Origin of the sequence: Mesotoga sp. Brook.08.105.5.1, assembly GCF_002752635.1 — a bacterium.
In the GTDB taxonomy this organism is placed as follows: Bacteria; Thermotogota; Thermotogae; order Petrotogales; family Kosmotogaceae; genus Mesotoga.
The window spans coordinates 12768-37974 of record NZ_AYTW01000041.1 but is presented as its reverse complement, the minus strand read 5'-3'; the positions used below and the strand labels follow the sequence as shown (position 1 = coordinate 37974).

The following is a 25207-nucleotide window of genomic DNA, read 5'->3' as shown; positions in this document are numbered from 1 at the left end:
TTGAAGACTCTTATAAAGTACATAGGAGCTCAAGCATTAGGTTCGATTTTTATTGGTCTGGTTGGGTTCATAATTTTCGTGAGCTTAGAGTTACTCTACTACTTGTCTGACATGATAATAAGATACAAGGTGGGCATAGATAAGCTCTTCTTGCTCATTTATTACAATCTTCCCGAGTTCATTGTTCTTGGAATACCGGTGGGAATACTCCTGGCTATCTTCTGGGTACTCTCGAGAATGAGATCGGACAACGAACTGATTGCCCTGCAGACGCACGGAATATCTCTCAAACGGCTCGTAATTCCCTTCCTGCTTATTGGGGTTCTTTTCAGCGGCTTTGCTTATCTGCTTAACGACTATCTTGTCCCCACGGCCTCAACAAAGGCAAGTGAGGCAATGGCAAGATTTGTTTACAGACAACCTGAAGTCACGCTGAGAGAAAATGTTTTCATGCAGGACGGTCAGGGGAGAATGATATACGTAAGAAGAATAGATCAGAAAACAAAAGAGCTTAAGAATGTCTCGATTTATGAGGTCTACAGAGGTCAGGTTACGTTGACGACTGCTGAGAGTGCCATCATTGTTCCAAATAAATGGATATTGAGTGATGCCAAGATTTACCAGACAGATGAGTCAGGCTTTCTGGGAGTTGAGATGCATTTCGGTACTGCAGAATTTGAAATTGATGACGACATTGAACGATACCTGGCGAGCTTCAAATCTCCGAAGGAGAAAACTAGTGCCGAGCTGAGAGAAGACATAAAGGCGTTCAAGAACACCGGCATAAATACTTCTTCGCTCGAAGTCGCTCTGCAGGAAAAGTATTCGATGTCGATCGCTCCTCTCGTTATTGTCTTGCTCGGTGTTCCGGTTTCGCTTATGTTCAATCTTCAATCGAAGTCTTGGTCGGTTATTCTGACCTTCTTGCTCGTTGTCATATATCAAGGATCGGGTGCATGGCTTAGCGGTATGGGGAAGGAGAATCTGATTAACCCCTCTCTTGCCCCGTGGATTCCGAATATCGTCTTTTCTATCCTTGGTGTCGTAATCTACTCGCTCATAGATACGAAAGCCAGTTACCGGCTTTCGGAATTCTTCACGAGAATCCTGAAGGGTTCCGCCATTGTTATAATCCTGCTTGTTCCAGGCTTACTCGAAGGATCAAATGTGAGGATCGTGGGGGGAACGATCGCTGGAACGAAAGACGGCAGAGAGATACTCATTGGAGACGGCGTGAGAGTAGAGTACTTCAGTGAGACTATGACGGCAACTATAGATGCGTCGAATGCCTCTATACTGAATATCGACTCCACACCGGAATCGATCTCATTCTGGGGTAACGTGAAGATGGTAAGTGACGAGACAACTATAGTCTCAGATAGATTGATTCTTGATCTAACGAACGAGAGAGTCGAAAGTATGCAGGTGTTCTCGCGCACTGAGATTGAAGTGCCAGCGTCCAGAGGCGATACATCCAAGACAGCTTCGAAAGTCCCGTTCTATGTTTACGGCGATTATGTTCAATCGACTATGGAAGCATCACCTACCCTGAACATAACGGACGGCTACATAACCACTTGCGATAAATCTCACCCCCATTACAGATTCAGGGTCTCATCGGCAGTTGTGACGCCTGGAAAGGGGATGTCGGTGCAGAACATGCTGCTGTACATCGGCAATATCCCGGTATTCTATCTGCCGTACTACTACTTCCCGCTAGACGACCCGGACAGACGTCCCTTCGATGTCGATCTTAGCGGAATTGCAGATGCTCAGACACGGATAACCGTTCGTTACCTGGAAGTCGACTGGCTTCTTCTTCAAGGAACGTGGTACAGAGATTGGATGTCTACCGAAGACGCCTTCACAGCAAAGTCTGTACTCTATACACCTATAGGTGAAATAGAATTCTTCGGTCAATTCGGCCAGCAGAAAGAGACAAGCTACGGCGCTTATGTCTTGCTAAAACCTTCTTTTGATCAAATAAGAATGCAGGGAGGCGCTCTATACATTAGCGGGCCTCCGTTAAAGGAACTTCAGACCCCCTTCACAGGCATTAACTTGGGAGAAAGCATTGTCAAGAACAAAGTAACTCAGCTTGATCCTTTCGCCGTGAAAGAGACGATGGGCGCGACCGAAATGCAGCTCGCTTATGTTCAAATACTCTCCCCCGAAGATTGGGAGTTGAAGCTAGATGTTATCGGAGCTTTCGCAAGATATGACGATAAGAATCTCTGGATGGTCAACGTTCAGAATCTAACGATTCCTTCGGATGAGATTATCGATGCTGGTTTCTTTAAGCTCAGTACCTCGGAGTTCAGAGTCAGCGGTCTTTTCGGCCAGCGATACATAAACAAGAATATCCTGTATTCTCTGAGAGCCAACGCTTCCGCAGTCAAGACTGAGGGAGCGCTGTTCGGTGCAGATTTTTCCGTTCAGTCTTTGAATTTCAAACTAGCATCAAACGCCGCTACTCTTACAGAACTTTTCAGTCCCTCCAATATGGAAGATTTCGTGCTTGAGGTAAATAAGTATCTCTTCGCTGCTGGGAATCTAAAGATCGGCGGCGACGTGAAGAGCACTTTCGACGCTTCTACTACTGAGCTTAACATTACTATGCCGGCAGATAACAAGGGTATCGGCCGCAACTATCTGACCTTTGCATCAGAAGACGGTAAATTGAAAATCAACGGAAGATACGCCCTGGACTACAATTCTATTCATGAAAAGAATAAGGATAGATTGTTCTGGATAGATCCCTTTGACATTGTATATGATGGCTTCATCTCTCTTGAACTGAAGTTCTATTTTGAATCGCGATACGACGGCTCTTTCAAGTTTGAAGGGAAGAAGTTACGTGTATACAAAGACATTGAACTGTACAAAGGTGAATGGGGACCGCTTTCGGTTGGAGTGGTCCTGGAGCCCGCGTATGAAGTGGGCTTCTACTATGATTCAGATGAAGGATGGAAACTCACTAAGAACGAGATACCTGTAACGCTCAAGAACGAGCTTACCTATAGACCATTTGACTGGTACTACGTCAGTGTGCAGTACAATCCAGTGCTAACCTATGACTTCCTGAAAGAGGAATGGCGCCTCGACCACCCGGGAAAGCTGCTGACTGGAATTGAGACGGAGGTCCTCAAGGCCGATTATGTTCTTGAATTGGACTATGAAGAACTGGTGGCCAGTCCTACCGAAATGAATTGGCTGGGAAAGGGCCTTCTTAAGACCGAAGGAGAAGTTGAGTTCTGGGGTCTGAAGTTCGGTCAGAAGACAGAAACAATTTTCATGCCTGTTACTTCCAAAGCCTCAGAGACTGCCTACTCCTTCACTTTCGATTCGAAGGTCTTCTCACATAAGACCGAGAGCAAAGTATTCTGGCAGAGTGAAGACATGTTTGACGACTTCGTCAACAAGGAGAGATTGACCCTCGAAATCGCTACCGAAACAAAACTTGAATTCACTCTCGACTGGACTTTCGATGCCTCGCCAAATGTTGCTGAAGATGAAAGAATGCTGAAGGATCTGGTCTTTGGTTCCTCTATCAAGATCAAAGATTTCGCCTCATTTGGAGTGAAGTTCAGATATCCTTATCTCTCAGGCTCAAGAAAGATGTACGACAGATTGAAGTTTGAGGTGAATGACCTCTCGGTGGGAGAAGTCTCCTGGAGGGCAGCTTCACTGGACTTCACGACGGATTTCACGAAGTTCGATTCAAAGTACAAGTATCCCGAAAAGTATTTCACTAAATCAGAGTCTCAGGCTAGATTCCTGATATGGCAGTCAACAAGGCTGACTATTTCAACTTTCTCGGTCAGCGAGTATTTTATCGCGACCTCTACAGCGTCTGAAACAGGGTATTCAGCATACTCGTTTGGAGTCTCCAATGTCAAACTCGATAACAAGACTATCCTTGGGGGAAGAACGGCGAAATTCGAGGAGTTTGGACTCTCGATGGAGCTCCGTAAAGCAGAGGATTACTACTTCACTATGCACATCAACGAGCTTTTCTTCCCTATGGGCACGCTCTCTGATACTCCAGGAGTTCTCAACAGGCTCTCTCTGGGAATAGACGGAAGCGGTAAGAGGAGCTTCGTAGAGATTGGAACCTATGCAGGAGATGTCTCACTCTGGGATGAATCGATAACGAAGATTTCACCGATGTACTTCGATCTGCACTGTATGGCTCTGGAGCTTGTATTGAGGTTGGGCTTCGGGAGCGAAATCAACACGTTCCAGGACTCCCTTGAGACAATTGCACTAAAATTCTATATAAAGGAACTGAAGGATAGGTATCTTGTGATTGGACTTCACAAGGGTGATCCATACTTCAGGTTCAGATTCTGAGGTGAGAATTGTTGACCGATTACGTCAAAAGAAAGGAATTGCTTCTGGAGCTCAATTCAAGTATAAGTGATTGCTCTCTTTGCCCGCTTAGCTCTTCGAGGACAAACACAGTACCCGGTGAAGGCTCAATCGAGACACCCGTTGTATTTGTCGGTGAAGGGCCAGGTGCCGATGAAGATGCTTCTGGTAGACCATTCGTGGGCAAGGCAGGCGAGCTTCTCACTAAAATACTGGACTCAGTGAAGCTTTCAAGGCAGGACGTCTTCATCACAAATATCGTTAAGTGCAGACCCCCAAAGAATAGAGTTCCGTCTGCAGAAGAACAGAGAGCTTGCTCCCCATATCTTCTCTCACAACTGGCTATAATAAAACCTAAATTGATTGTTGCTCTGGGCGCCACTGCACTTTCGTATTTCGTTGAAAGAGATGGACTCCAGATAACGAAGGTGAGGGGGCAGCTCTTCGATTGGATTGGAGGTATAAAAGTATTCGTCATGTTCCATCCAAGTTATCTGCTTAGAAACGCATCAAGAGCCCCAGGTTCACCAAAGAGTCTTACTTGGGAGGATATCCAGAAAGTCAGAAAGATGTACGATCAACTACTGGCTGGAGAGGAAATTGACATATAGGAGGAAAGCATGGCCGAAAACTATTTGGTGACAGGAGGAGCGGGATTCATAGGTTCACATGTTGTGGATGAGCTTATAGCCGCCGGTAAGATTCCAATCGTTGTTGACAATCTTTCGAGTGGGAAGATTGAGAACCTGGATCCAAGAGCACTGTTCTATGAGCAAGACATCACAGACCAAGAGATGATGGAAAAGGTCTTCATGCTTCACAGACCTGTCGCTCTCTTCCATCTGGCAGCCCAAATAAGCGTTTCTAGATCGGTAAGAGAACCCGAAGAAGACGCGATGATCAACATAATAGGAACCCTGCGACTTCTGAAGATCGCTGCAAAATACGGAGTCAAGAAAGTCGTCTTCTCATCGACGGGAGGAGCGATCTATGGTGATGAGGTCAAGAAGATACCTACAGATGAGGAAGAGCTTCCGAAACCGCTTTCTCCATATGGCATTGCGAAGTTCTCAACCGAGAACTATCTGAGGTTCTTCTCCAATGAGCTTGGCATGAATTATGTGGCTCTGAGATACGCGAATGTTTATGGGCCCAGGCAGGACCCATACGGAGAAGCTGGAGTCGTCGCGATTTTCTCCGAGAGAATGCTCCGAAATCAGGAGGTCGTCATTTTCGGTAACGGAGAATGTGTAAGGGACTACGTTTTCGTCTCTGATGTTGCAAAGGCGAATCTTCTGGCACTCGAAAAAAGTGAAGATTGCATAATGAACATAGGAACCGGAAAGGGAACCTCAGTCAACGAGCTATTCACACAAATGAAGAGAATCACTGGCTATGCAAGAGAAGCCATTCACAAAGAACCGCGTCCGGGCGACCTGAAGAAATCGATTCTAGATGCGAATAAGGCTAGAAACCTACTAGGATGGGAGCCTGAAGTGAAGCTTGAAAAGGGGCTTGAGAGTACAATTGAGTATTTCAGAAATGAACTGGTCTCCTCTTAGTGAGAGATTACGACCGCGAGAGTTCGACGATGTAGTAGGACAGGAACATCTTACAGGAAAGAAGGGAATAATTCGAGGTGCCGTCGAGAGCGGCAAACTCTTTTCAATGATACTTTACGGCCCACCTGGAACCGGAAAGACAACTATCGGAGAAATCATCAGATCAAAGCTGGGAAACCGATATCACTTCGAGTTCTTTAGCGCGAGTCTCCAAGGAACGGCTGATCTCAAGAAGCACTTTGAGCACGCCGAGAGACTGAAGAAAGTAGGTCAGCAACTTGTGCTCTTCGTGGATGAGATCCACAGATTGAATAAGAGCCAGCAGGACGTATTTCTTCCTGTTACGGAAAAGGGCTTGATAATACTGATCGGGGCGACAACGGAGAATCCCAGTTTCGAAGTCAATCCTGCGCTTCTCTCCCGCTGTCGTCTCGTAATTCTCAAGGGTCTCAACGAAAGCGATATTGACAATCTTCTGAAGAAGGCCCTTGAGAAGGACAGGGTTCTCAAGAGTTCGGGAGTGACCGTCTGCGATGAAGTAATCGAAGTGATTTCTCAGAGCAGCGGTGGAGATGCCCGGATTGCTTTGAACCTTCTCGATACTCTTGTGGAGAGCGCTGCGGCTCTTGACAGAACCTCTCTTGATCTTCAGGTTATGAACGAGCTTTCTGTACTTCCTTCGGGAAGGTATACCAAGAAGGGCGAGGAACATTACGATCTGATCTCCGCTTTCATTAAGAGCATGAGAGGAAGCGATCCAGACGCAGCTCTTTACTATATGCTGCGAATGCTAGAGGGAGGTGAAGACCCGAAGTTTATTGCCAGGAGAATGGTAATCTTTTCTTCGGAAGATATCGGCCTCTCCGATCCCATGGCGCTCGTTATTGCCAATGCCACCTTTCAGGCCGTCAGCAATGTAGGACTCCCTGAGTGCGTTCTGAATCTCTCCGAGGCCGCAATCTATCTCGCAGTCGCGACCAAGAGCAATAGAACCTGCAGCGCCATGATGAAGGCAAGGGAGATGGTCAAGGCTACACCTAATCTGGACGTACCTCTTAAGCTGCGCAATGCCGTGACGAAGATGATGAAAGAACTGGGATATGGTAAGGGATACAACTATCCACACACAACTGGAGGGTTTTCACGTGAGTATTATCTCCCAGAATCCATAAAGGAGGAAGTCTTCTATGTTCCCGGAACTAACGGAAAGGAACGATACGTTCTTGAGAGACTTAGGTCACTATGGAAGGGTATGAAGCTCTACCCGGACGAAAAATGAAAAGCTTCATTCTAGAGGATGAAAAGATCATTCAGCTCGAAATCTCCGACATAACCCAACAGGAAGTTGACGTTATTGTCAATGCAGCCAATGGCTACATGAGGCACGGAGGTGGAGTGGCAGGAGCTTTGGTGAGAGCAGGCGGAAAGGAGATTCAGCTTGAAAGTGACGCATATGTTAGGCAGAATGGACCTTTAGGGATCTCCGAAGTAGCCGTAACCGGAGCCGGCAACCTGCTAGCAAAGAATATTATACACGTCTTTGGTCCACAGTATGGAGAACTTGACTTGGAAAACAAACTCTACAATTCGTTCACTAATGTTCTTAACAAGGCTGCCGAAATGGGAGCTGTTACGCTCGCCACTCCGGCAGTCTCCACGGGCATATTCGGAGTTCCGGTATCTATTTGTGCAGATCAGTTTCTGAAAGCGGTTGTAGATCATCTATCAAACAAGTCATCATCGTTGAAACTGATAAAGATGTGCTTGATGGACAAGAAGGCCTACGACGAGTTCCTCAATATCGCTCTAGACTACTTCAGTTCAGAAGGATAACTCTGTAAACTCCTTCTTCGAGAAGACTTTCAGCGGTTTCCTCATCCTTCGTCAGCCATACAGTGAAAACGTCAACATCCTGACCGGCATACTCTGAAGCGATAGGGTCGTTTTCAAGCACGTAGTTGTAGTCTTCTTCGTTAACCCTAACTATCTTGGGCGTTCCAAAGTAATCTGACGGCTTACTTCGATAATCATCGATGGTCATCCCTTCGTACGATTTGCTGCCAATATAACGAAGTATCGGTACGAAATCGTTTGCAGGCACATAGCCGGGCAGCTGAGTCAATAACCCACCATCACTTGTGAAGAACCAGAAAGTAGGCGTTCCCCGTATTTGGAAGTGGGCGTATAGATCACCATAGGTCATCTCCCTGACTTCTTCTCCAACTATGTAAGAAGCCGTTCCGGGATTACTCTTGTAGATCTGAGAGAAAATGAAGCCTGCTCGAAGCAGTTCCTCAACAGTCTCATCAGCAAGCGTCTCCTTAATAAATCTCACGCAATACCCACAGGTGTTATCTGAAAACATTACTATAGCTTCCTTCTCCTGGATCTCTGCCAGTCGCAGTGTCTTGTCAAAATCATCTAGCATTCCGACATAAGATAAGATCATCACAGGTAGAATCAGAGCAATCACAATCAGCATCTTTCTCATAAAATCAACCTCCCGTTACGAACTGTAATAAATTCAGATTGCCTGTCATCGTAATAAGTCCGGCAGCCAATAGCACTACGAAGACCGATATCCTAATAACCATTCTCCACTTACTCTCGCCACTAAACGAGAGCTTGGAGGTAAGCTTCGCTACAACTCCACTGAGGGTAAGGAATGGGATACTCAGACCTAATGAATAAACCAGAAGCATCATGCCACCCTCCGCTATCGCAGACTGGTTTGCAGCCAAGACAAGAATCGAACCAAGAATCGGTCCCGCACAAGGTACCCACACCAGACCGAGAACGGCTCCGAGCACAAAGCCACTAACAGCAGATCCTCCGAACTTCCAAACGTTAAGGTTTACTCCCCTAATTCCTATCTCGAAGAGATAGAGGAAGCCAAAGAGAATGAAGAGGCTTCCAGAAATAACATTCATCAGGACTTCATTCTGCCTTATGAACGTGCCAAGACCTGTTGCACCGATACCAAGAATGAAGAAGAAGATAGACATACCCAGTGTAAAAAACGCTCCTCTTATGAAGCGCGCCTTTGCATCATTTGCTCCACCCATAAGAACTCCAAAGAAGACTGGAATAAGCGGAAGAATACATGGAGAGAAAAAAGAAAGCAATCCCCCTAAGAAGGCGCTGCCGTATGTCACGCTGGTTGTTACAATGGGACTAATCAATGGTGAAAGGCCGATTGTTCCGGTTGCTACAGAAGTCAATTCATTCATATTACCCCTCCCGGGTATATTATAAACTATTCTCGTTTTCCATGCAAATGAACTCTTTGTGAAGAAGTGTAGCATAAGGGCGGCATCAACCATCCGCCACCGAGAATGAGGCTTTACATTGAAGAGCAAGTTTTTTTGCGAATGAATTCTTAGGATCTCTGTTATCAACTCTTGATTCTCCGGGCAATGATGCGCTTTCCATGTTTTACTTGAGGAAGAGAGTACTCAGACTTTGTCTCTTTGCCATCGTTGATTCAAGAGCGATTAAGAGTAGCTTGGCGCTGCGCTCGGAAAGGTTTGTTCTGGAAAATCGCCGTGTTTCTTTGAGTTTGGTGGAACACGTATCAATGGAGGAAGTTTATGGAGGGAAGACTGAGCGTACCTGACGGAAAGATCTGGTATGAAGTCAAAGGCAAGGATCAGGAAAAGACTCCTCTGATTGCTATTCATGGCGGTCCCGGTGTTCCACACAATTATCTGAAGACAATCGAGTTACTGGCCGACGAACGACCGGTGGTTTTCTATGATCAACTGGGGTGTGGAGAATCCAATAGACCTGAGGAAAGGACTCTTTGGAGAATCGATAGGTTTGTGAAGGAAATCGAGTGTCTAGTTGCCGATCTCGGCTTTCCTAAACCTTTTCTTTTAGGCCAATCCTGCGGAACGGTCCTTGCCTGCGAGTACTCTTTGAAACATCCTGATCGCGTTAAGGGACTGGTTCTATCAGGACCCGCGATGAGCATTTCGAGGTTTGAGGAGGACGCAAGGTGACTCATGGTAACATTATCCGATGAATCAAGAGCTGCGATACTTGAGGCGGAAAAAAGCGGTGACTTCGGAAAACCTGGCTATCAGGATGCGATATCGGAGTTCTACAGCAAGTACGTATGTAGAATGGAAACCTGGCCCGAATGCATGAACGATGGTGTAGCAGGGATAAGTGGGAAGTATACAATTATATGTACGGTCCGAGCGAGTTCACTGTGACTGGTACACTGAAGGGTTACGATCTGAGCCCTCGCCTTAGTGAAATAGAGATTCCTGTTTTGCTGCCCTGCGGAGAATACGACGAGGCGACACCAGAAACAACATCCTTTTACGCAAGCAAATTTCGAAACGCAACAGTGAGGGTATTCGAAGATGCTTCTCACGAGCATCATCTCGAAAAGACAGTAAAATACATTCAAGAAGTACGCAGCTTTCTTGATCGTATCGAGAACTGATCAAGGGGAAAACGGTATCTCAACTCAGTGATTCTTCCGAGAGATCACCGCGTTCAGCACAGACTTATTCCTTCTGAACAGCAGGCCTGTATATGATCAGTTCCGAACCTGCAGGAATACGGTCAACCCTAATCAGATCGGGGTTGTATTTCATAATCTCAGAGGTATCGATACGGTACATTTCGGATATCGACCTCAGCGTTTCGTTCCACCCTATAGTATGGATAAAGCCCGTCCCCACCGACCAGTTGTTATCTACGGATGCGCTAACTACAAATCTTCCAAGCACATGATCGATGATCACTTCGGAAACCTCGAGCATGACATCCCTAACCACCGGCCTTCTCTCAAACATGCTGTACCCACCGCCACCGCCGGCCCGATAGCTGCTCATAACTACTTCGTACTTTTCATCCATATCGACAGGCTTTCCCTGATACCTGATACTAAGTACTCTCTCACCAACCGGTCTATCCACAGCAATTATGTATTCTATTCCTTCCCACATATCATAATCTCGACTCGTTAGCTTTGGAGTCAACCAACTTTCTGAGATGGATATCTTGTTGTCAGTACAAGTGAAGTATTCTGCGCTCCTTTCCAGGGCGGCTTTGATGTCTGAACCGGATACCTGAATAACCTTCAAAGTGCTTGACATGGGGTAGATCGAGATAAGATCCCGAATTGTTATTGGCCCTGTCTTCCAGCCTGTAATTTCGTCTGTACAAATGGCGGCACACGAGATCGTTGCACCGGTCGCTTCCATCTGAACTCTGTTTATGAACTGAGCAAGAGGATTATCCTTCATCTTAGCTTCAAGCGGATCTTCTATGAAGAAATCTCCAATAGAAAACCCGACCGGTCTTTCAAGCCATTTCTGGACTCTTGTTTCGAAGTCCTTCAAAGCTCCAACGACATAGTCGTCAGGATCATATGAAGCCATAGACACCTGCTCGACCGACTTTTCAACGATCTGCCAGCCGTCTTCTATTCTCTCCAGCTTCAAGTCAACCTTGCCGACAAACCTTCCGAGACTGGACGGTTGAGAGACAACTACTCCGTCTATTATCTCGGCGATAGTCCTATGTTGATGCCCCGTAAGAAGCACATCAATACCCTCGATTGTCTTTACAAGTTCAAAACCTACATTCTCGTCCGTAAGCTCCTCGGTTGGTTCTCCCGTAGTGAGATCTCTTTCAAAGCCTCCGTGATAAGCAACTATAAGCACATCGACTTCATCTTTGAGTTTAGGAACAAGTTTCTCTGCAACGTTCACAGGGTTAAGAAATGCAAGCCCGGCGATATGTTCTGGATCCTCCCATCTTGGGATAAGGTTCGTGGTTAGGCCGAGAATCGCAATTCTTACGTTCTCGCCTTCTTCTTCAAGAGTTATTATCGAATACGGCTGAAACACATGTTCAGCAGAGTCATCGAAGACAATGTTCGCTGAGAGAAAGGGAAACTCTGCCGAGACCATCGCGTCCTCAAGATTACGTGGGCCGTAGCTGAATTCGCAATTTCCTATCGTAGAGGATGTCAAATCGATCAAGTTCATAGCCCTTATAACAGGATTGATGCCTGAGTTGTCGATCTTCGCAAAGAAATACGAAAACGGCGTTCCCTGGATCAGATCACCTGTATCTATAACAAGTGTGTGTGGATTGGTATGTCTAATTTGACTGACGAAAGAAGAGATCTTTGCCAGACCTACGTCCGAAGAATTTCCCGTCACATAGTCGACAGGAAAAACGCTCCCATGTATGTCGCTTGTATGGAGAATTGTAAGATGAAAATCCGAAGCAAATGAAAGTACAAGAGAAGAGATAATGAAAAACGAAGTAAGGAGCCTTCGCACCTAAACCCCTCCTTTAGCCTCACACCTCAAATTGTGCAGCGAGAAAAGAAAGCGGGATGACAGGCATCCCGCAGAGATTCATCTTGCTGCTAACTTAGAGTCAATTGAGAAGATTCCGTTGATGTTATCGCCGACCATCCTCAGCCTCTTCACGACATCCCTGAAGGTCTTTTCCTCTTCAACCTGTTCAGTGACATACCACTGAAGAAAATCATTCGTTGCGTAATCCCCTTCTTCATCGGAAATCGTGACGAGATTGTTGATCCTTGAAGTGATGTATTTCTCATGTTCGAGTCCTTTTTCGAACACATCTAAAATCGACTTGTAGTTAATGGTCGGTTTCTCAATGCCTGGAATATCAACGGTTGCATCTACGTCCTTAAGGTAATCAATGAACTTCATTGCGTGTTCTTCTTCCTCTTTGGCCTGCTTCCACATGAAGTTCTCCGTACCGAAGTATCCGTTCTTGTGTGCCCACGCGGCCATTCCCATGTAGATAAAAGCAGACTCGAATTCAGCCTTTATTTGAGCGTTGATCTCCTTTTCCATTCTTGCAGTTATCATAGTTAGCCTCCTTCTCCATTCGGTTTAAGCGTCAACAGTTCCTTCATGATATTTTACCACCGCGAAGAGAACTCTCAAAGTATCTTAACGAGTTGGAACCAGCAGTTCACTCTCTGAGCTGTTCTAATAGACTTATACGAAGCAACCTATTCTTAGTTATTTGCTGCCTTTCGATTTGGAATGTCAATCTCATAAATGTATAATCTCTACATAAGGACGGCCAATTTCTCAACAAAGGGGGGTAATAACAATGAGGAAGATCTTCTTGTTTTTCTCAGTGCTGCTGATTGCAGCGGCGCTGATGGCGGCACCACTGAAAGTTGCTTTTGTCTACGTAGCACCGGTCGGCGATGGTGGCTGGAGCACCATGCACAATGAAGGTAGGCTTCATCTCGAGAGAGTTTTCGGGGATCAGATAGTAACTGATTTTATTGAAAGCGTTCCCGAAGGTGGAGAAGCCGAAATTGTGTTCAGAGGATATGCTCAAAGAGGTTATGATTTGATCTTCGGAACCAGTTTTGGCTACATGGACCCTATGGTAAAAGTATCTCAGTCTTTCCCCAACTCAACCTTCATGCACTGTTCGGGTTATATGACCACTGACAATCTCGGTACATATTTCGGAAGGATGTACGAACCGAGGTTCCTTAGCGGTCTAATCGCAGGAGCAATGACCAAGAGCAACATCATTGGCTATGTTGCTGCCTACCCGATTCCGGAGGTTATTCGAGGAATCAACGCTTTTGCAATGGGCGTTCAGTACGTGAATCCGGATGCAAAGGTTCATGTGGTCTGGTCGAATACTTGGTTTGACCCAGCAAGAGAGAAGGAAGCTGCGGAGTCCCTACTCGATATCGGTGCAGATGTCATAACACAGCATCAAGACTCTCCTGCCCCACAGCAGGCTGCAGAAGACCGAGGCGCGCTTTCAATAGGATACAACAGCGACATGACCGCCTTCGCTCCAAACGCATTCCTCGCAGCCCCTGTATGGAACTGGGGTCCTTTCTACGAGTACGTAGTGAGAAGAGTTATGGACGGTACCTGGACCAATGAGCAGTATTGGGGCGGTATTAAGGACGGAGTAGTCGATATCTTCGTTGGCGACCTAGTACCCCAAGGAGTGGCAAAGCTTGTGATGTCGATGAGAGAGGCGATAATCGAGGGTATTATGCACCCGTTTGACGGACCGGTGTATGACCAGTCTGGAACACTGAGATACGGCAAAGGCGAGAGGCCATCGGATAGTGATCTTCTCAGTATGGACTGGTTCATCAATAACGTTGTAGGTAAAATACAGTGAAAACACTGAGGGGCCTTCTGGCCCCTCAATTTCTTTCTTTGGAGTGATATTTCTTGGCTGATCTTTCAGTTCTCGAAATGAGAAACATCACTAAAGCCTTTCCAGGAATTCTTGCAAATGATAACATTTCGTTCGATCTCCGAAAGGGAGAAGTGCACGCTCTACTTGGAGAAAATGGAGCAGGCAAGACGACCTTAATGAATATCCTTTTCGGAATTTACAAGCCCGATGGTGGAGAGATTCTCATTGAGGGAGACAGGGTGTCGATCTCTTCACCTCATAATGCGCTGAAGCGGGGAATAGGAATGGTGCAGCAGCATTTTACTGTAGTTCCCTCCTTCACGGTTGCCGAGAATGTTGTTCTCGGCTTGAAAGACATGGGCTTCTTTGTAAACACAAAATCAGTTGAATCGAGCATAAAGAATCTGGGAGAAAGCTATGGCCTACCCGTGAATCCGAAGGCAAGGGTCTGGACTCTCTCGGTCGGAGAGAAACAGCGAATCGAGATTCTAAAGTTGCTTTATACCGGCGCGAAAGTCATCATTCTTGACGAGCCAACGGCAGTCCTTACTCCTCAAGAGACTGAAGTCTTGTTCAGAGCAATAAGAAAGCTCGTGAGTGAAGGCTCTTCAGTGATCTTCATAAGTCACAAACTTGACGAGGTGCTCCAAATAAGCGACAGGGTTACGGTATTGAGAGGTGGCAGGTTTGTTGGAACTGAAGAGAGAAGTTCAATTGATAGAAGATCTCTCGTAAGAATGATGGTTGGAAGAGACGTTTTGCTGGACTTCGAGAAATCAACAAAGGAACCTGGTACTACTGTTCTGGAAGTTGAAGACTTGACCGTGAAAAATGACAAGAATCTTGAAGCGGTGAAGAGCTTGAGTCTGAACATCCGCTCTGGTGAAATACTAGGCATCGCAGGGGTCGCGGGTAATGGGCAAAGAGAGCTTGCAGAAGCCATTTATGGCCTTAGAAAACCTGTTCACGGTACGATTCGCTTGAACAGCAAGACTCTTCGTCACACGGATGTCGCTCAAAGAATTCGGGCAGGCGTGGCATTTGTTCCCCAGGACAGGAGAGCTCTGGCTACATGTCCCTCGCTGTCAATTACTGAGAACATGTTTATGAAGAACGCCCACACGAAGTACATTCCTCAGTCTCCGTTCAACGTAGATTTTCGTGCAATGCAGAAGGCCACGGAGCGACTCGTCAGCGAGTATTCGATTTCAACTCCGTCGACCAAGACTCAGGCAAGATTTCTTTCCGGAGGAAATCTTCAAAAACTCGTACTCGCGAGAGAGCTGTCAACTAAGCCAACTGTAATCATTGCAGAGCATCCTACAAGAGGTTTAGACGTGGGAGCAATGGAGTTTGTCTATAAATCCCTTCTTGCTCATAAGGATCGAGGAGCGGCTATCCTGCTTCTAGCCGGGGAACTCTACGAGATATTCAGGCTTTCAGATAGGGTTGCTGTGATGTATGAGGGTCAGATAATGGGGTACACACCTCCTGATCCAAAGTATACAGAGGAAATTGGTTTCATGATGGCCGGTTCAAAACAGGAGGAGATCGCGTGAAGTTGAGAATAGAAAAGAGGCTAGCCGTCCCCAGATACTCCTCTATCCTTGTACCGATACTCTCAGTGGCCGCTGCGTTGCTGCTGATGGGAATCATTCTGTTGATCTTCTTCTACGGCCGACTTGGAACCCTGTCTCTTGCATTCAAAGAGACGTTTGAAGCATACAAGGAAATGTTGACTTGGCCCTTTGCGAACAGATACGGGATATTCAGTACACTAATGAGGATGGTCCCGCTGGCTTTCGTTGGGCTCGGCCTTTCATTTGCATACAGAATGAAGATATGGAACATAGGAGGTGAAGGCCAGCTCTATATGGGAGCATTGGCCGCTACCTGGGGAGCTCTTTACTTATTCAAAGATGTCACTTCGCCAGTACTTATGATTCTCCTAATTTCAGTTCTAGGAGCGGCAGCGGGTGGCATTTGGGCCTTAATTCCTGCATTAATGAAGGCATTTGCAAAGACCGACGAGATAGTGGTAACTCTTATGCTCAACTATGTCGCAATATTCTGGGTAGATTATCTTGTATACGGACCGTGGAAAGACCCGAAAGGTTATGGATTCCCGGGGACCGCGCCTTTTCCTCAGCAGGCAAGATTTCCGACTCTCTTCGGAGGCGAATTTCACATTGGCTTTTTCCTGGCAGTCGTGTTGGCGTTCATTCTCTTCTATGTGTACAGAAGGACAAGGTGGGGAATGAACTCGAGAATCGTAGGGGACAATGCGCAAGCAGCCAGATACTCGGGAATCAGCATAATAAAGTACACGATCATTGCGCTCGTTGTTAGCGGAGCAATAGCGGGCTTGGGAGGGGCCGTACAAATGATGGGAGTGCAACACAGACTGCAACACGGCTTCTCTCCAGGATACGGATACACTGCGATCATTGTAGCCTGGCTGGCCAAGCTGAACCCGATTGCAATTCTGCTTGTCGCATTTCTCTTCGGAGGACTACTCGTAGGAAATGATCAGCTTCAGATGTTCTATAAGCTGCCGATGGCTCTGATATCTGTATTTCAGGGGCTGGTACTTTTCAGCCTTCTCGGAGGAGAGGCTATTGCCAAATATAGATTGAGGGTATCGAGAGAGGAGGCAGTCACGAATGAATAATATCGAGTCTTTCATTCTCTCGACACTCAGCGCTACAGTCAGAGCGGGAACTCCTCTGCTGTTCGCGGTTCTCGGCACGATCTTCACTGAAAGATCGGGAGTGATGAATCTCGGATTAGAGGGTCTCATGCTGGTCGGAGCTATTGGAGGCTTCGTCGCCTCATATCAGACTTCAAACCTTCTACTTGCTATACTCGTCGCAATGCTTGCAGGAGCCGTTCTCGGCCTTGTTCATGCCTTCTTCACAGTAACTCTCAGAGTGAACCAGATCGTCAGCGGGCTCGCCATAACTATGCTCGGAACCGGTCTAAGCGGTTTGTGGGGAAGAGACTACATCGGGGTAATCGCAAAGCGTTTTCAGCCTATAAGAATTCCTGTATTATCGGATATTCCATATTTGGGTCAGATTCTTTTCAGTCACGACCTTCTCGTCTACATAAGTTTTCTGCTTGTTCCCGTCATGTGGTTCTTCATTTACAAGACACGACCCGGACTGACCCTAAGAGCAGTAGGCGAATCTCCCGATGCCGCAGATGCTAAGGGTATAAATGTATTCGCAGTCAGATACATCTACACTATTCTGGGAGGTTCAATTACAGCAATAGGCGGAGCTTATCTCTCGTTGGCCTATAACTCGATGTGGATCGAAAACATGACGGCCGGCAGGGGGTGGATAGCCATAGCTCTTGTGCTATTCGCAACCTGGGATCCTGTGAAGGCCTTGATAGGTGCATATCTCTTCGGAGGAATAACTGCCCTTGGATTGAGATTACAAGCAGTAGGAGCTCACGTCTCACCCGACTTTCTCAAGATGCTTCCATATTTGCTCACAATTGTCGTTCTCTTTTTCACTTCGACAGATACGCTGAAGAGAAAGGTAGGTGCGCCGACATCACTGGGAGTACCATATTCAAGAGAAGAGAGAACCTAAAGGAAACAATACGTTCGTTTTTACTGTTGATCCGTAACATTGTTTTGTGGTATAAATTTCCTATCAAAGATATTCGGAGGTTCAAAGTGATGACTCGAGCAGCATTCATAAGTTTTGCATACGCTTATTGGTTTAGGAGGAACGTCCTTTCTTCGGACTCCTCCGGTGTGTGCTTGAGTTAAAATACACTAGAGAGTATAAAAAGAGAGGACGTTGAGAAGCGTCCTCTCTTTTTATTTTAGGAGGGATGTAGAATGAAGCGGGTTCTTGTATGTGTATTACTACTTATTGGAGTTCTTGGTTTCTCAACGCAGACAGTCGGAATTACTTCGATCGTCGAACACCCAGCGCTAGATGCAGTTAGAGACGGAATTATCGATGTACTTGAAGAGAATGGTTTCAAGGATGGAGAGAATATCGTAATCGATTTTCAGAACGCCCAGGGATCGGTATCAACCGCAGTAACAATAGCAAAACAGTTCGTTTCTCTGAACCCTGCAGTGATGATTGGAATTGCCACTCCTTCGGCACAGGCGCTGGTGAACGCCTCGAAGACAATTCCAATAGTCTTCAGTGCCGTCACCGACCCAGTTAGTGCCAGTCTAGTTCCTTCATTTGGCAAAAACCCGGGAAATGTAGTTGGAATCAGCGATATGACGCCAGTCAAGACTCAGCTCCAGCTTCTCAAACTGACTCTGCCACAAGTTGAGACGGTAGGGATTATCTACAATTCAGGAGAGGCAAACTCTGTAACGATAAGGGAGTTTGCCAAAGAGGCTTGTGACGCTCTGGGAATGAGGTTAGTCGATATTACCGGTTCCACAACAGTTGAAATGGTCACCTCTCTTAACGCTCAGATCAAAGATGTTGATGCTATCTACATCGGTACCGACAACACCGCAGCCTCGAGCATCCAGTCGATTTCCAAAGTCGCTCTAAGAGAGAAGATAGCGATAGTCGCGGCTGACATTGACATCGCAAGATCGGGCGGCCTCATCGGCTTTGGATTCAACTACTATCAGGTCGGTAGAGCTACTGGAGAGCTTGTCGTTGAGATTCTTAAGGGTACTCCTCCATCGGAACTTGAGACAAAGATACTTGGACAGGATTCCCTGATTCTTTTCGTAAACACTGACATTGCAGAAGAAATCGGTATTGAGATACCACAGTCTGTTCTTGATCTCGCAAACATCGTTGTAACTAATGGTGTAGAGACGGAAAGGTAAGTCTATGGCGATTCTGGAACAGGGATTGATAATAGGCCTAATGGCCCTGGGAGTTTATATATCTTTCAGAATAGTTGATCTTCCTGACCTTACGACAGATGGATCCTTTGCCCTGGGAGCAGCGGTTGCGGTAAGGGCTCTGGTTTCCGGATTTCCTGCCTGGTTGGCGATAATGCTTGCGGCCGCCACGGGTGCTCTTGCTGGCAGCATAACTGGAACAATCCATAGAAAGCTCAAGATCAACGTTCTATTAGCCGGAATTTTAGTCATGACAATGCTTTACTCAGTAAATCTCAGGGTAATGGGCGGGCCGAATCTCCCTGTTCCTCGAGTCGTTCCTGAAAGGAGCACTCAAAGTTTTGAAGAGATGAGCGGCGGAACTGGTCTTGATGGCCTTTTTGGAGAGCTCGAGATCAATACTGAAAAACGCACAACAAAGACTACTGTTGTTGCAAAGAACATCTTCAACAACGATCTCGACGGATCCGACTTATTGCTCATAGTTCTCATAATTTCTGCTGTGGTTGTAGTTCTTTCGATTGTGCTGAAATCTGATCCTGGGATGACACTAAGAGCTTTTGGAAGTAATCCCTCGGGGGTGGTTTCTTTCGGTATCTCTCAGAATCTTCTCGCTATTGCGGGGCTTACCGTTGCGAACTGCATTATTGGGCTGAGCGGCGGTCTATTCGCGCTTTACAGCGGTTTCTCTGATGCCACAATCGGTCAAGGAATGGTCGTAACAGGACTGGCATCGGTAATAATGGGCGAGATACTTCTGGGAAGAGTTAAGCTCTTCTATGGTCTTCTCTCACCGATAGTGGGAGGTGTTATTTATCAGACGCTTCTCTCTCTGGCAATGAGGTATGGGTACAGAATCGGTTTTCTTGCAAGCGACATGAAACTACTCACAGCAGTCTTTATTATCACGGTAATTGGATTACGACAGCTCTCCTCGAGCGGAGGAAAACGAAAGGTTAAACAGGAGGTGAAGAGGTTATGGTCGAATTCAAAGATCTGACGGTCGTATACAATCAGGGGATGGAAAACGAAAGAGTTGCCCTAAGAAATGTGAGTCTGACAATCCCCGAAGGGCAATTTGTCACCATAGTCGGACCCAATGGAGCAGGCAAGTCAACACTTCTCAAAGTAATTCTTGGTGAAGTTCAGCCCACATCGGGTTTATATATAATCGACGATAAGACGATGAATTGCATGAAGCCTCACAGACTTGCTGAGTTCATCGGAAGAGTCTATCAAGACCCAAATACGGGAATATTTCCGGCTCTTACAATAGCCGAGAACCTGATAATTGCATCGAAGAAAGGCAACAGGCCCTTCAGGTTCAGTTCTGTCAAAGAAGAGGCGATAACTCTTCTTAGGGATCTCGGGCTTGGACTGGAAGACAGGATGAGAACGAAAGCGGGAGAGCTCTCCGGAGGGCAAAAACAGTCTCTGGCTATGGTAATGGCCATCTTGTCGAAGCCCAGGCTGCTGCTTCTTGACGAACACACGGCTGCGCTTGATCCAGATAGCGCCTCAAGAGTAATGGAACTGACAGCCAGAATCAACAGAGAGTACGACATAACTATAATCATGATAACTCACAACATGGAAATCGCCAACTCTTACGGAGAAAGGTTGATGAGATTGATCGATGGTGAAGTTGCAAACGATGGAATAAGAGAGATAATGTCCAGAGCGACTTCAGTTATGTGTTGAGCGGCTCTCGACTCCACCTGTGAAGAGACTCTTCAAGGTGAGCCAGTACGGACCTTTCACATAACCGCTCAAATAATTGATCAACAGTTTACCAGCCGTTTTTCCCTTAAGAAGATCTAGTTTCTCATCAAGATTCGCGTTGAACCTCTTCCTGAAGGCGTCTGCGATCTGCAGATGCCTCGCGATAGGGAAAAGCCTTTCCAGGTATCTTTCGTTTGCGGTCTTTCCCTTGTAACCATCTTCAACAATAGATAGGGCCGCCTGCCTTCCTGAATCAAGTGCAAAGTCAATCCCGGCACCTATCCAGTTATCGATAAGGCCTGCGCTATCGCCCGCAAATAACAGACCTCTTTCCAGGTTGTTCAGTTTCAGCACTACCTCACTGTCGAATGTAGGAATAGGAGTTCCCGAAAGTTCAATTTCCTCATCAAAGACTCTCTTAATCAGTGTGCTCATTTCTTCATAGGAAGAGACATTTTCACAATCAGGATAAATTCCCCCGCCTACTGAATCATACGACTCGCCAGGAAAACTCCAAAGATAACCGTTGGGGACAAACGTTATGGAGGCATTACCCGTTGGAGAGCTGTATCCGTGATATATGACACTGTAACAAGGAGGTTCCTGACCGACTAACTTTGCCCCGAAAACACCTGCGGAGATTATCACGTAATCCGAACTCAACTCTCTGCCGTCTGTCATTATCGCAAAGGCTTCTTTGACTCTCTTGACTTCTAGCACTCTCGAGACAACGAGCCGTCCGTCTCTCTCTAGAATAGATTTTAGAAGGGACTGGTCAAACTCCTTCCTATCGACCTTATTAAAGATAGGCCTCTTCGAAACCAAGGACACTATGTATTTGAAACTTCCTTCCGACAGAGCATTGACCGATAACTCGCGGGTTTCAAAACCCTGGATCTCCACATCCGGAAATACCTGCCTAAGGATTTTTAGTGCTCTTGGCGTCAGCCCGCCACCACAACCCTTTTCCCTCGGAAAAGTCCGGGAGTCCACAAGGACGAAATCAACGCCCTCTCTCAGCAAAACTCTTGATGCGGCCAAGCCCGCAGGACCAGCTCCAATGACAACAACCTTGCTATGCATCCTTTACCACCGCCTTGAGTCTAATGATGAGTAGCACCACAACGATCTCGAGGAAGATTAGAAACATGATGAAGAGAACGCCTGCCATCATGCCGAATTGATGCCCGAGAAAACCGACGAAGAAATTGGAGATAGCTCCACCTATTGAAGCTGCAACAGTAAACATCCCAATGGCAAAACCTATCCCGTCTTTCATGGTGGATATGAGAATCGCCTGAAGCGTAGGGAATGTTCCCGAAAAACCAAACCCGGCGAAGACCACGGCAATACCGATGGTAACTGGAGAACTAAGCAGTAATGCTGCTCCAAAGGAGACAAATGCAATGCTCACCATAAACAAGAGCGATAACTCGTAACCCAGTCGATCAACGAAAAAGCCTGCAAGCAATCTACCAATGAATATCCCCGTCCAGAGCAGTGCGGGAAAGACACTGGCATATCTCATCTCAATGCCCTTCGTCTCAAAAACAAAACTTGAAAGCCACGACGTAAAACCAATTTCATAACCTACATACAGGAGCACTCCGGCGAGTATTAGCCAGAAGACCTTCTTGGAGAACACTTCCTTCTTGAAGTGGGTTGCCTTCTGATTACTGCCGACAAAAGGAATTCTGAAGAGTAACGGAGCAAAAGCTACAAGAAATGCGCCACCGAAAAGAGCAACGAAGAATGGCTTCCACCAAGAATTATAATCAACAAGAAAAGCTGCAACAATCAATGGCGATATGATCGAACCTAGCGCAAATAGCGAGTGCATCAGATTCAATGCTCCGCCCGGTTTTCTGTAGTTCATTCCGGAAACGCCAATTCCAATCGACGTCTCCATCGTTCCTGTTCCGAAGCTTAGAGCCATACTCCCCAGAAGCAGCAGCCAGAATGACCTCCCGATCGAGAGAACTGTCAAGCCACCTGTAATGATTACTATCCCGCCGGCAAGCAACTTGAATGGACCGAACTTGTTCGAAAAAGCGCTCACAAATACCGCCGACAACATGAAAGCAAGAGTAGGAAGTGAAAGAAGTACTCCTGCTATCTGATGATCAATCCCAAAACTCTTCTCGATTGCCGGCAGCGCACTACCCAGTATTATCGATGTAAATCCAAAGAGAAAAAAACCACATGACGAAATAAGGCTGAAAGCTTTCTTCGTGTCCATGAGAGAATTCTATCACGATGAACGGATTGTTTGAACTAAAGGGAAACTCAAAAAAAGCGCAGCCCGTAAGCTGCGCTTTTGAGGTTTTTTCTTCACATGAAGAACGGAGTTACCGGGAAGAGTGAACCAAACACCAGAGAAACAACAGACATCAGCTTGATAAGAATATCCATCGACGGGCCAACTGTATCCTTGAGAGGATCTCCCACCGTATCGCCAACGACAGCCGCTTCGTGTGTTGGAGTACCTTTTCCGCCGAACTCTCCCGTTTCAATGTACTTCTTTGCGTTGTCCCAGGCTCCGCCGGCGTTTGCGCTAAATATTGCGATCATGATAGCGCTTGACAGTCCTCCCATCAACAGCCCTGCCACGGCAGATCGGCCAAAGAGAAAGCCGACAATGAATGGAGAAGCGATTGCAACTATTCCTGGGGTAAGCATTCTGCTTACGGCACCTTTGGTTGTTATCTCAATGCATCTCTTATAGTCAGGCACCGCCTCGCCCGTTCTGATGCCAGGAATTTCTTTGAACTGTCTCCTGATCTCAACAATCATAAGGTTTGCGGTATCGGCCACACCCTTGATCAATAGAGATGTGAAGAAGAAGGGCAACATACCTCCAATCAAAATCCCAATTAGAGTGTATGGCTCAACCAGGTTGATCACCGGATTGTTCACAATCTCGTCGGCAGTTCCCGCCGTACCCCAAATATACGAGACTATGAGGGCAAGGGCGGCAAAAGCCGCTGAACCAATGGCGAATCCCTTTCCGATTGCCGCTGTCGTATTTCCGACAGAGTCGAGCCTGTCGGTGAGCTTTCTTACCTTAGGATCGAGTTTGGCCATCTGAGCTATTCCACCTGCGTTGTCTGCAACAGGACCATAAGAGTCGACAGAGACGATGTATCCAACAAAAGAAAGCATCCCAAGGGCTGCGATAGCTATTCCGTAAACTCCTGCAGACCAGTAAGCGGCAAGAATTGCAATTGCAAGTGTTATTACCGGCCAAATGGTACTTCCCATTCCAAGAGCAAGACCGCCAGTGATATTTATGGCCACTCCGCTCTGGGTATCCTTTGCAAGCTTTCTAGTCGGCTTATATTCATCCGATGTATAGTATTCACTCAGCTTCGAAATGATTATTCCCGCGATGAGTCCGGCTGCTATTGCAAAAAAGAGTCTCCATCTGGAAACAAACTCAGGATTGATGATGAAGCTGTCCTTAAAGGCATAGTCCGGCGCCGCTACTCCAATCACTATGGCCACGGAGCCCAGAACAAGAGCCCCTGTAAAGAGGTTTCCAAAGCTCAAGCTCTTCTGAGCATCTTTGGTCTTCATATTCGCGACCACAAGCACGCCTATCAAAGAGGATAGTACGCCCGCGGCGGCTATTAGAACAGGCAAGATTATCAGGCCGTAATACTGTGCTTCGGTCATCGTCCCGTGATCCGCGAACTTCATGAAGATCGCCAGAACGATCGCTGAGACTATCGAAGCAACATAGGACTCAAGAATATCCGCACCGAGACCGGCGACATCTCCCACGTTGTCTCCAACGTTATCGGCAATGGTAGCCGGATTTCTTGGATCGTCTTCTTCTATCTGCTCTTCGATTTTCCCCACGAGATCGGCACTCATGTCGGCGGCTTTCGTATACATTCCTCCGCCGACCCTATCGAACAAAGCTATGAGACTGGCTCCTAGAGAGTAAGAGCTAATGATCATGATTCCATCAATATAGGATATCCTGCCGAAAGCTCTGGAGATATCCGTGATGTTCTCAAAAACAAACGAGCTCTTGAAAACAAGCATAACAAGTGCCAGACCGGTAAGTGAGAAACCGGCCACAGCAAGCCCCATAACAGACCCGCTTGAGAAGGCAACTTTGAAAGCGTTCGCTAGACCATGCTCCGCTCCCGCTGCAACTCTCGCATTTGCTCTTGTTGCAGCGTACATCCCAATAACTCCGGCCAGCTCAGAGACGAGCGCGCCAAAGAGCAGCACAACTGGATACTTGAACGACTGGAAGATAATCCCTAGAACTGCGGCCAGTACAATAGCCACAAGGAATATCTTTCTTGCTTCTTCTTCAAGGAATGCAGAGGCACCTTCCTGAACATACTTAGAAAGCTCTTTCATCCTATCATTACCTTGCGAAAAGCTCAGAGTCTTTCGCAACATAATGAAGGCAAAAACGGTTGAGATAATCCCTGCTACAAGTGGAAAGTACAATGAGTTCATTCGTTCTCCCTCCTAGTTGCTACTTTATTGG

At 46.6% G+C, this 25207-nt stretch carries 22 protein-coding genes; 15 read left to right on the top strand and 7 right to left on the bottom strand.

Annotation, left to right across the window (positions count from 1 at the left end; translation table 11 throughout):
- From V512_RS12170 to V512_RS12150, 5 genes are read left to right on the top strand one after another with little or no spacing between them, the layout of a single operon-like run.
- On the top strand, positions 1-4353 hold the full coding sequence (locus V512_RS12170; protein ID WP_099830728.1) for an LptF/LptG family permease: 4353 nt from the start codon (positions 1-3) through the stop codon (positions 4351-4353).
- Between the two features lie 11 nt (positions 4354-4364).
- Positions 4365-4982 (top strand): uracil-DNA glycosylase, encoded by a 618-nt coding sequence (locus tag V512_RS12165; RefSeq protein ID WP_099830775.1) that lies wholly within the window; start codon positions 4365-4367, stop codon positions 4980-4982.
- A 9-nt stretch (positions 4983-4991) separates the two neighbouring features.
- Positions 4992-5933 (top strand): NAD-dependent epimerase/dehydratase family protein, encoded by a 942-nt coding sequence (locus V512_RS12160; protein ID WP_099830727.1) that lies wholly within the window; start codon positions 4992-4994, stop codon positions 5931-5933.
- Positions 5899-7212 (top strand): replication-associated recombination protein A, encoded by a 1314-nt coding sequence (locus V512_RS12155; RefSeq protein ID WP_099830726.1) that lies wholly within the window; start codon positions 5899-5901, stop codon positions 7210-7212. Before V512_RS12160 ends, V512_RS12155 begins: the two co-directional genes overlap by 35 nt.
- Entirely contained in the window at positions 7209-7766 is a 558-nt protein-coding gene (locus tag V512_RS12150) for a macro domain-containing protein (protein WP_099830725.1), read from the top strand. Before V512_RS12155 ends, V512_RS12150 begins: the two co-directional genes overlap by 4 nt.
- Here the strand turns inward: V512_RS12150 and V512_RS12145 are convergent.
- Positions 7750-8424 carry a thioredoxin fold domain-containing protein gene (locus tag V512_RS12145; protein WP_099830724.1) on the bottom strand — a complete coding sequence of 225 codons (675 nt, stop codon included), beginning with the start codon at positions 8422-8424 and terminating at the stop codon, positions 7750-7752. The genes V512_RS12150 and V512_RS12145 overlap by 17 nt on opposite strands.
- A gap of 4 nt (positions 8425-8428) precedes the next feature.
- Positions 8429-9163: a cytochrome c biogenesis CcdA family protein gene (locus V512_RS12140; RefSeq protein ID WP_099830723.1), complete on the bottom strand. Its 735-nt coding sequence runs from the start codon at positions 9161-9163 to the stop codon at positions 8429-8431.
- 360 nt (positions 9164-9523) lie between these two features.
- Here V512_RS12140 and V512_RS15180 point away from each other — a divergent pair, with 360 nt between their 5' ends.
- Genes V512_RS15180 through V512_RS15170 form a run of 3 tightly spaced genes read left to right on the top strand, consistent with a single transcriptional unit; the run spans position 9524 to position 10386 of the window.
- On the top strand, positions 9524-9934 hold the full coding sequence (locus V512_RS15180; protein ID WP_243392420.1) for an alpha/beta fold hydrolase: 411 nt from the start codon (positions 9524-9526) through the stop codon (positions 9932-9934).
- Positions 9935-9937: 3 nt separating this feature from the next.
- Positions 9938-10150 carry a hypothetical protein gene (locus V512_RS15175; RefSeq protein WP_243392419.1) on the top strand — a complete coding sequence of 71 codons (213 nt, stop codon included), beginning with the start codon at positions 9938-9940 and terminating at the stop codon, positions 10148-10150.
- Positions 10123-10386 (top strand): alpha/beta hydrolase, encoded by a 264-nt coding sequence (locus V512_RS15170; RefSeq protein WP_243392418.1) that lies wholly within the window; start codon positions 10123-10125, stop codon positions 10384-10386. Before V512_RS15175 ends, V512_RS15170 begins: the two co-directional genes overlap by 28 nt.
- Positions 10387-10450: 64 nt before the next feature.
- On the opposite strand, the gene V512_RS12130 is transcribed toward V512_RS15170, so the two are convergent.
- Both V512_RS12130 and V512_RS12125 read right to left on the bottom strand, forming a co-directional pair.
- Positions 10451-12241, bottom strand: a complete 1791-nt coding sequence (locus tag V512_RS12130) for a 5'-nucleotidase C-terminal domain-containing protein (protein WP_099830722.1) — start codon at positions 12239-12241, stop codon at positions 10451-10453.
- A 78-nt stretch (positions 12242-12319) separates the two neighbouring features.
- Positions 12320-12805, bottom strand: a complete 486-nt coding sequence (locus tag V512_RS12125) for a ferritin (protein WP_099830721.1) — start codon at positions 12803-12805, stop codon at positions 12320-12322.
- Between the two features lie 250 nt (positions 12806-13055).
- Here V512_RS12125 and V512_RS12120 point away from each other — a divergent pair, with 250 nt between their 5' ends.
- From V512_RS12120 to V512_RS12090, 7 genes are all read left to right on the top strand, one after another.
- Positions 13056-14108: a BMP family ABC transporter substrate-binding protein gene (locus V512_RS12120; RefSeq protein ID WP_099830720.1), complete on the top strand. Its 1053-nt coding sequence runs from the start codon at positions 13056-13058 to the stop codon at positions 14106-14108.
- Positions 14109-14161: 53 nt separating this feature from the next.
- Positions 14162-15688 carry an ABC transporter ATP-binding protein gene (locus tag V512_RS12115; RefSeq protein WP_099830719.1) on the top strand — a complete coding sequence of 509 codons (1527 nt, stop codon included), beginning with the start codon at positions 14162-14164 and terminating at the stop codon, positions 15686-15688.
- On the top strand, positions 15685-16800 hold the full coding sequence (locus V512_RS12110; protein WP_099830718.1) for an ABC transporter permease: 1116 nt from the start codon (positions 15685-15687) through the stop codon (positions 16798-16800). Before V512_RS12115 ends, V512_RS12110 begins: the two co-directional genes overlap by 4 nt.
- Positions 16793-17731, top strand: a complete 939-nt coding sequence (locus V512_RS12105) for an ABC transporter permease (RefSeq protein WP_099830717.1) — start codon at positions 16793-16795, stop codon at positions 17729-17731. Before V512_RS12110 ends, V512_RS12105 begins: the two co-directional genes overlap by 8 nt.
- Before the next feature lie 254 nt (positions 17732-17985).
- Entirely contained in the window at positions 17986-18957 is a 972-nt protein-coding gene (locus V512_RS12100; RefSeq protein ID WP_099830716.1) for an ABC transporter substrate-binding protein, read from the top strand.
- A gap of 4 nt (positions 18958-18961) precedes the next feature.
- Positions 18962-19975, top strand: coding sequence for an Inner-membrane translocator (locus V512_RS12095; protein WP_099830715.1), 1014 nt, complete (start codon positions 18962-18964; stop codon positions 19973-19975).
- Positions 19954-20676 carry an ATP-binding cassette domain-containing protein gene (locus V512_RS12090; protein WP_099830714.1) on the top strand — a complete coding sequence of 241 codons (723 nt, stop codon included), beginning with the start codon at positions 19954-19956 and terminating at the stop codon, positions 20674-20676. Before V512_RS12095 ends, V512_RS12090 begins: the two co-directional genes overlap by 22 nt.
- Here the strand turns inward: V512_RS12090 and V512_RS12085 are convergent.
- From V512_RS12085 to V512_RS12075, 3 genes are all read right to left on the bottom strand, one after another.
- A complete protein-coding gene (locus V512_RS12085; protein WP_099830713.1) occupies positions 20662-21780 on the bottom strand; it encodes an FAD-dependent monooxygenase in 1119 nt (372 codons plus the stop codon). The genes V512_RS12090 and V512_RS12085 overlap by 15 nt on opposite strands.
- Positions 21773-22936, bottom strand: coding sequence for an MFS transporter (locus tag V512_RS12080; protein ID WP_099830712.1), 1164 nt, complete (start codon positions 22934-22936; stop codon positions 21773-21775). Before V512_RS12080 ends, V512_RS12085 begins: the two co-directional genes overlap by 8 nt.
- Before the next feature lie 92 nt (positions 22937-23028).
- A complete protein-coding gene (locus V512_RS12075) occupies positions 23029-25176 on the bottom strand; it encodes a sodium-translocating pyrophosphatase (RefSeq protein ID WP_099830711.1) in 2148 nt (715 codons plus the stop codon).
- Positions 25177-25207 lie beyond the last annotated feature (31 nt).